Annotated in this window: 8 protein-coding genes and 1 tRNA gene; 4 read left to right on the forward strand and 5 right to left on the reverse strand. The window is 36.1% G+C overall.

Annotated features, from left to right (window positions below; genetic code table 11):
- Positions 1-285: 285 nt before the first annotated feature.
- The 4 genes from J2Y67_RS27300 to J2Y67_RS27315 all read right to left on the reverse strand — a co-directional run bounded on the left by J2Y67_RS27300 (position 286) and on the right by J2Y67_RS27315 (position 2,967).
- Positions 286-840 carry a DUF3231 family protein gene (locus J2Y67_RS27300; protein ID WP_310179293.1) on the reverse strand — a complete coding sequence of 185 codons (555 nt, stop codon included), beginning with the start codon at positions 838-840 and terminating at the stop codon, positions 286-288.
- 128 nt (positions 841-968) lie between these two features.
- Positions 969-1,235, reverse strand: coding sequence for a hypothetical protein (locus tag J2Y67_RS27305; protein ID WP_310179295.1), 267 nt, complete (start codon positions 1,233-1,235; stop codon positions 969-971).
- A gap of 212 nt (positions 1,236-1,447) precedes the next feature.
- Positions 1,448-1,939, reverse strand: coding sequence for a DfrD/DfrG/DfrK family trimethoprim-resistant dihydrofolate reductase (gene dfr / locus J2Y67_RS27310; RefSeq protein WP_310179296.1), 492 nt, complete (start codon positions 1,937-1,939; stop codon positions 1,448-1,450).
- 167 nt (positions 1,940-2,106) lie between these two features.
- A complete protein-coding gene (locus tag J2Y67_RS27315; protein WP_310179297.1) occupies positions 2,107-2,967 on the reverse strand; it encodes a LysR family transcriptional regulator in 861 nt (286 codons plus the stop codon).
- Positions 2,968-3,158: 191 nt separating this feature from the next.
- On the opposite strand from J2Y67_RS27315, the gene J2Y67_RS27320 reads away from it, so the two are divergent.
- From J2Y67_RS27320 to J2Y67_RS27335, 4 genes are read left to right on the forward strand one after another with little or no spacing between them, the layout of a single operon-like run.
- Positions 3,159-3,548 carry a tautomerase family protein gene (locus J2Y67_RS27320; RefSeq protein WP_310179298.1) on the forward strand — a complete coding sequence of 130 codons (390 nt, stop codon included), beginning with the start codon at positions 3,159-3,161 and terminating at the stop codon, positions 3,546-3,548.
- A gap of 36 nt (positions 3,549-3,584) precedes the next feature.
- Positions 3,585-4,781: a YbfB/YjiJ family MFS transporter gene (locus J2Y67_RS27325; protein WP_310179299.1), complete on the forward strand. Its 1,197-nt coding sequence runs from the start codon at positions 3,585-3,587 to the stop codon at positions 4,779-4,781.
- A gap of 4 nt (positions 4,782-4,785) precedes the next feature.
- On the forward strand, positions 4,786-5,865 hold the full coding sequence (locus J2Y67_RS27330; protein WP_310179301.1) for an NAD(P)H-dependent flavin oxidoreductase: 1,080 nt from the start codon (positions 4,786-4,788) through the stop codon (positions 5,863-5,865).
- 52 nt (positions 5,866-5,917) lie between these two features.
- Positions 5,918-6,412: a DinB family protein gene (locus tag J2Y67_RS27335; protein WP_310179303.1), complete on the forward strand. Its 495-nt coding sequence runs from the start codon at positions 5,918-5,920 to the stop codon at positions 6,410-6,412.
- 202 nt (positions 6,413-6,614) lie between these two features.
- Here the strand turns inward: J2Y67_RS27335 and J2Y67_RS27340 are convergent.
- A tRNA-Asn gene (locus J2Y67_RS27340) sits at positions 6,615-6,689 on the reverse strand.
- Positions 6,690-6,838: the final 149 nt, after the last annotated feature.

Below are 6,838 nucleotides of genomic sequence, written 5' to 3' on the forward strand. Positions count from 1 at the left end.
CCTCCAAGACTCGCTACGAGCGAATGGCTAGTTCTTACTCGACGGGAATCCCACCCGTTATATGATACGACCTAGGCTCGGCCGCACACCTGCCCATTTAGTTCAACAAGAAAGAGCTGCCTTAATGACAGCTCTGATTTTAAACTCAAGCATCCATTTGTTTAAGTACAATATATCCCAAACTTTCTTATGGAATAAAAATAAGCCGACCTTCATATTGAAGAATCGGACTCGTTCATTAGCTCTTTATTCATTGTTCACGGTTATCTGCTATGTACGTTCTTCCTAACTTAATGGTTGTTGGGAACCAGGTGGAACGTAAAAAGGCGGTACTTTAATCCATCCGCGTTTACGCATTAAATGTTTTAATCTCGTTGCGAATGAAAATTTTTCTGTTTGAAACTGAATAAACAATAAACCAACATCTGTACGAATCGATTCAGAGGCAGCACCAGCTGCACGCATAATTAAACTTACGATTTTTAATGATAATTCGTTCGCTATCACATCGTCCGTTAATTTAACTCCAAGAGAGATACTATTAGAGTCTGATTTTGGCATATCTTCAGGAGCAGGAGGTAGCGGAATTCCTTCCTTAATCATGAAATCGTGGAGTCGCTCTCTTTGGCTGGTTCCTAATTTCATATCTTCTTCAAGAATTGCTTTTAATTCTTTATCCGTCGTGGTATTTATTCCAGCTTGCACAGATACTTTAGCTAATTCAAGCCCTGCTAAGTAAATCCAGCATGACATCACTTCTCCAACATGAAGTGGTTGATCTTCATCTTGAACTGTCAGTGATTTCATGGCATCAATGACAGTTTCCAATATATTTACCATGCGAACCCCCCTGAGCTGATAGTATACATACATATTGTTTGTAAGGAAAAATTTTTTATTCAGTGTGTCTGCGTAATGCCTTATTATATTCAACTATCCTGCCCGTTAGTGGAACAAGATACATTCTTCTATGGGTGTAAAACAGTATTAACCCAATATTTTGCGTTATCTGAGTCTTTTTTCTTAACAGATACGACATATTGTGTTTCGTATTTACTGTTCATTCCTGCACTTCCAAAATTTCCTCTTGTTGTACCATGTCCCAACCATTGACTTGAACGGTTAATAACTTTGTAGGTATACTTAATGCCCTTACTTTTTAAAATTCCTCTTACCTTTGAGAATTCTTCTATTGAATATCCAATGTAAATTTCTTCTTTATTAAAGAAAAACATATTCTTCCCCCATTGTTACGCTATTTACACTAACGAACCCATGATTACATTTTATTACATTATACCGTATCACTTGAAGCGTATTTGAAAATTTTGGATATATTAGGAGGTATAAGAAAAGTATTCCTTATTCCGCTAAACTGCCCCGTTAGCACAACAAGAAGAAAGGATCGCCGCAGCCATCCCAATCTTTAACTCTTGCATCCTTTAGCTTAGGAAAGTTTTCTTTCATAAAAGTGAAAATAGTAATTATAAGGGTTTTTGTCATTCATAACCCCTTTTTCAACAGAAACTTCTTTCCATTCATCGAAATTTACTTCGGGGAAAAATGTATCTCCTTTAAATTCATAATGAATTTTTGTAATGTACATCTTCTCAACAAAAGGAAGGAAAATATTATAAATCTGCTCCCCTCCGAAAATAAATATCTCTTCTTCATTTTTACACAAGTCAAAAACAGCTTCGATTGAATGGACAATTTCACAACCGTCAAAATTAAAGTCCTTATCCCTTGTCAGAATTATATTCCTTCTGTTAGGTAAAGCTCTTCCAATTGACTCAAGATTCTTTCTGCCCAATACGATTGAATGTCCTTTTGTAATATTTTTAACATACTCCCAATCCTTTGGAATTCTCCAAGGAATGTCATTATCTTTGCCAATCACTCTATTCTTATCCATCGCAACAATTAAAGAAACCTTCATATCCTACACAGCCTTTTTAGCCTATTTTACAATATAATTTTGTATTTTATTGAAATTTCTTGTTACACTAACCTGCCCCGTTAGTTTAAGTGCATTTATTCACAATCTTTTTGATTAAAATAATCCCTAATCCCTTAAATTATGCTTCTATTATTTAACAATCTCATCTAATGACTTAACAGATCAATAAATTTTAATAAAGACGTCGGTACGTACTTATCTTTTCGATAGATGAATACTGTTTTGACTTTTCCGTATGGATTCGGAAGCGTATGCTGTCTAAGTGTTCCTTCTTGTATTTGTTTTGCAACAACACTTTGTGGAACCATACTTACACCTAGACCAGCGGATACACACCCGACGATTGCATCCAAGGTTCCAAATTCCATTATCTTTTTGGGAATCACTCCCTCTTGGTGTAACCATTGTTCAAGCTTTTTCCGATAAGAACAGCCATTACGGAATACAAGCAGCGTCTTTGTTTGAATATCTCTGATAGAAGATAAAGGAGGATGAATTGTATCTGTTATGAGTACCAATTCCTCTTCGATTACATCCTTTTGAATGAGATCTGGGTGTTCAATAGGTCCAGCCACAAATGCTCCATCAAGTTCATACTGTAAAACTCCTTGAACATTTTGTTCAGTAGAGCCTGTTTTTAAAGTTAAATCAACATCTGGAAAGTCTTTATGATACTTTGAAAGTAGGGCTGGTAAGCGAACTGCTGCGGTTGTTTCCATTGAACCAATAATTAACGGACCACATGGTGTTTGATCATCGTTCATCACACTTTTTGTTTCTTCTATAAGATCAAATATTTTTTCCGTGTATGTTAATAACATGCTTCCCTTGGCTGTTAAAGCAGTTCCACGATTATGTCTATGAAAAAGGGTTGTTTGAAGATCCGATTCCAACTGTTGAATTTTCATCGTGATATTAGACTGGGCATATTGAAGTTCTCTTGCTGCTTGCGAAATACTCCCCAACTTTGCAACAGTCTGGAAAATTTTTAATGAATGCAAATCCAAAATAATCTCTCCTTATTTGAAATATCCATTGGCCATCAATTAGAGTGATACCAAATATCATTTTTAAGTATTATACCATATGGCAAAAAAGCGATATGATTTAAATATCCTACATTTTAACTGGAGGTTAATATTTGTAAAAAAGAGACATTCTAAAAATATTAATTGCAATTTGAAGGGAGACACACAAAATGCCATTATTACGCTTTGATTTAATAGAAGGTAGAAACGAAGAAACGCTAAAAAAATTATTGGATTCGGCTCACCGTGCGATGGTGGAAGCTTTCCAAGTGCCTGAAAGTGACCGTTATCAAATCGTTCATCAACACCCGCCGCATGAGCTAATAATGGAGGATACAGGACTGGGGTTTAAAAGAAGTAAAGACCTTGTAATGATTAGTATTGTTAGTAAAAAAAGAACCGTTAAACAGAAAGAAACCTTATACTCACTTCTTGCCCATTATCTTGAATCTGATTGTGGGATTTCACCACAAGATTTGATCGTTTCTATAACAGAAAACAGCGATGCCGACTGGAGTTTCGGACTAGGAGAAGCACAATTTCTAACAGGTTCATTATAGCTTATAAAGATATGCTTTATATTTGGAGGTTGTAATTTGAAGAAGCAAACTTATCTTTTTTTAATAGGGGGAATATTTTCTTTAATCATTGCCATGGGGATTGGAAGATTTGCCTATACTCCCATTCTCCCGCTTATGCAAAAGGATCTTTCTTTTTCAAATACAGTTGCTGGTTATATAGCATCAAGTAATTACGCAGGATATTTGCTTGGAGCAATTTTAGCAGGTGCTATTCCTTTGAAACAATTTAGAACGATTTCCTTGAGAATATGTCTTATCGTTAATATATTAACCACTGCCATAATGGGTTTAACACATTCTCATTTCCTTTGGTATGTACTTCGATTTCTATCGGGGGTTTCCAGTGCTTATGTGTTGGTCCTTGCCTCTGGTATCGTGTTAGATAAACTTGCTGCTATAAACAAAACCAGTTGGTCTGGTTTATTTTATGGAGGGGTAGGTTTGGGAATCTGTTTATCCAGTCTATTTATTCCGAGTTTAAACCATTTATATCAGTGGGAAGGAACTTGGACAGGACTAGCTGTTGTTAGTGGAATCCTTGCTTTCTTCGTATGGATCTGGCTTGATGAGACCCCCAATGTTGTTGAGATGAAAAATAAACAAGAAATTTTTGCGCAGGTCCCACCTACTAAATGGCTTATCTGGTTGATTATAGCCTATGGTTTAGAAGGATTGGGTTACATTGTTACAGGAACGTTTATCGTATCAATCGCTGAAACGACCTCATCCTTTCATAAAGGTGCCACCTTAGTTTGGATGATGGTTGGATTGGCTGCGATTCCATCCTGTCTCATCTGGTCTTTACTAGCTAGAAAATGGGGCTTCGTTAAATCCTTAGTTCTTGCAATGGCATTGCAAGCTTTGGGTATGGTGATGCCAGCCTTTTGGATTTCGGAAACAAGTTTTATCATAAGTGCTTTATTATTTGGAGCCACGTTTATGGGTATCACAACGCTTGCTACCACATTAGGACGGCAAATGAATCCATCTAATAGTAGTCGAACAATTGGCACTCTGACCGCTATTTTTGCTATTGGACAGTTGATAGGACCAATCCTTGCTGGAGTCTTATCATCATTCACTCATAATTTTAATACTGCTTTGATAGGAGCATCTTGTGTTGTTTTAATTGGGGCAGGAATGCTTTTAAATGGAATTCAATTTGAGAGGAAATCTAAAGGATTATTAAGTGAAAATAATTACGAGGTGTGAAATTATGCTAAATAATAAAATAACAGAACTTTTGAAAGTTGAGTATCCGATTATACAAGCTCCAATGGCTGGCGGAGTAACCACTTCGAAATTAGTCGCTGAGGTTTCAAATTCTGGGGGTCTAGGGATGATTGGAGCAGGGTATATGACCCCTATTAAAATACGGGAACAAATTAGAGAAATCAAGCAGTTAACTTCAAATCCGTTTGGTATTAATCTATTTGTTCCTAACGCATTTAAAGTTACAGAGAATGAAATTAAATCGGCTAACCAGTTCTTGAACCCTATTCGTCAGCAATTAAATTTGCACCAAAATGATAACTTTGAAATTCCTAATTTTAATAATGTTTTAGAAACATTTATGGAACAAATTAAGGTTGTAATGGAAGAAAAGGTCCCTATTTGTTCTTTTACATTTGGTATTCCTTCAAAAGAAGTAATGGCTGAATTAAAACAATCTAACATTATTCTGTTGGGAGCCGCTACAACTGTTAGAGAAGCCGTTGAAAATGAAAAAGCAGGAATGGATATTGTTGTTGTTCAAGGTAGTGAAGCTGGTGGTCATCGGGGAAGCTTTATCGATGGGAGTCAAGAGAGTCTAGTAGGTTTAATATCACTAATCCCACAGGTTGTGGACACTGTATGTATTCCTGTCATTGCTGCTGGAGGAATTATGGATGGGAGAGGGCTAATGGCTTCGATTTGCTTAGGAGCGAAGGGCGTACAAATGGGCACAGCTTTCTTGACTTGCGTTGAAAGTGGAGCACATAAGGTTCATAAAGAAGCCATCCTTAATGCTAACGAAGACCAAACTGTTTTAACTCGTTCATTTTCTGGTAAATGGGCAAGAGGAATAGAAAATAAATTTATTTCAGAAATGCAGGAACACGAAACACTTTTACCGGATTTTCCTGTTCAAAATACACTAACTCAAGATATTAGAAAAACTTCTGCTGCACAAAATAATCAAGAATTCATGTCACTTTGGTCTGGACAAAGTCCAAGATTAGCCAAAAATCAAACCGTTGAGTCATTAATAAAAAATATTATTGCAGAAGCTAAAAAAATAAATTCATATATTTAAATTGTCTCTGGAATAGTTGCATTCTTTTAATGTTTGCACAGGAGGGAAAGAGATGAAAAACTACCTTTTTAAACAATTAAGATTTGTTCGAGAAAACACAATTAATCTCGTAGCAGAAATGAATGATGAAGCATCACTGTTTATTCCAGAAGGATTCAATAATAATATAAAATGGAATCTAGGACATATATATGTTGTGCAAGAAAAGTTCGCATTTTATTTTATTAAGGAAAGAATGATAATGTCGAATAACTTTTCGGAATTATTCACGACTGGCACAAAGCCCATCAATTGGGGGGATCAGGCGTTACCAACGATCAGCGAATTAATCCAATTACTAGAAAATCAAATCGACAGGATCGAACAAACATTGGAATTTCGGTTAAAGGAAGTTATCGAGACGCCTTTTACTACGTCAACAGGTCTTACTTTATCAACAGTTGAAGAATTACTCAGTTTTTGTTTATATCATGAATGTATGCATTTTGCTACGATAAAATCGTACAAACGAATTATTCAGGATGAGAGAAAGGATAAGGGTATTTAGAACAAACAAAATGTCCTACTTCTTAAACAATTATTAAATAATTTTATTTTTAGCACCGTCATAAAAATGGACGGTGCTATATGTGTTAAGCTTAAAATTAAAATTATTAATATCACTCTTAAAGCCTCTTTATTAGACACTTTCTTCTAATTTTTGTTTTAGTTTTGTTCAGCCTCTTTGAGTACTTCTCCATAAAATAAAATGGCTCCGCAGGTAGGATTCGAACCTACGACCGATCGGTTAACAGCCGATTGCTCTACCACTGAGCTACTGCGGAACAAAGAATATATTATTTTATTATAGTGGGCCTAAATGGACTCGAACCCGCGAGCTCCTGCGTGACAGGCAGGCATTCTAACCAACTGAACTACCGGACCATATATTGCGGAGGCAGGATTTGAACCTGCGACCTTCGGGTTATGAGCC

Origin of the sequence: Neobacillus niacini, from assembly GCF_031456445.1 — a bacterium.
Lineage (GTDB): Bacteria > Bacillota > Bacilli > Bacillales > Cytobacillaceae > Neobacillus > Neobacillus niacini_I.

What these genes read in the sequence shown, in the direction of transcription:
- J2Y67_RS27300 (WP_310179293.1), bottom strand. Translation starts at nt 840, where the DNA reads ATGGTAAATATATTGGAAACTGTCATTGATGCCATGAAATCACTGACA.
- J2Y67_RS27305 (WP_310179295.1), bottom strand. Translation starts at nt 1,235, where the DNA reads ATGTTTTTCTTTAATAAAGAAGAAATTTACATTGGATATTCAATAGAA.
- dfr (WP_310179296.1), bottom strand. Translation starts at nt 1,939, where the DNA reads ATGAAGGTTTCTTTAATTGTTGCGATGGATAAGAATAGAGTGATTGGC.
- J2Y67_RS27320 (WP_310179298.1), top strand. Translation starts at nt 3,159, where the DNA reads ATGCCATTATTACGCTTTGATTTAATAGAAGGTAGAAACGAAGAAACG.
- J2Y67_RS27330 (WP_310179301.1), top strand. Translation starts at nt 4,786, where the DNA reads ATGCTAAATAATAAAATAACAGAACTTTTGAAAGTTGAGTATCCGATT.
- J2Y67_RS27335 (WP_310179303.1), top strand. Translation starts at nt 5,918, where the DNA reads ATGAAAAACTACCTTTTTAAACAATTAAGATTTGTTCGAGAAAACACA.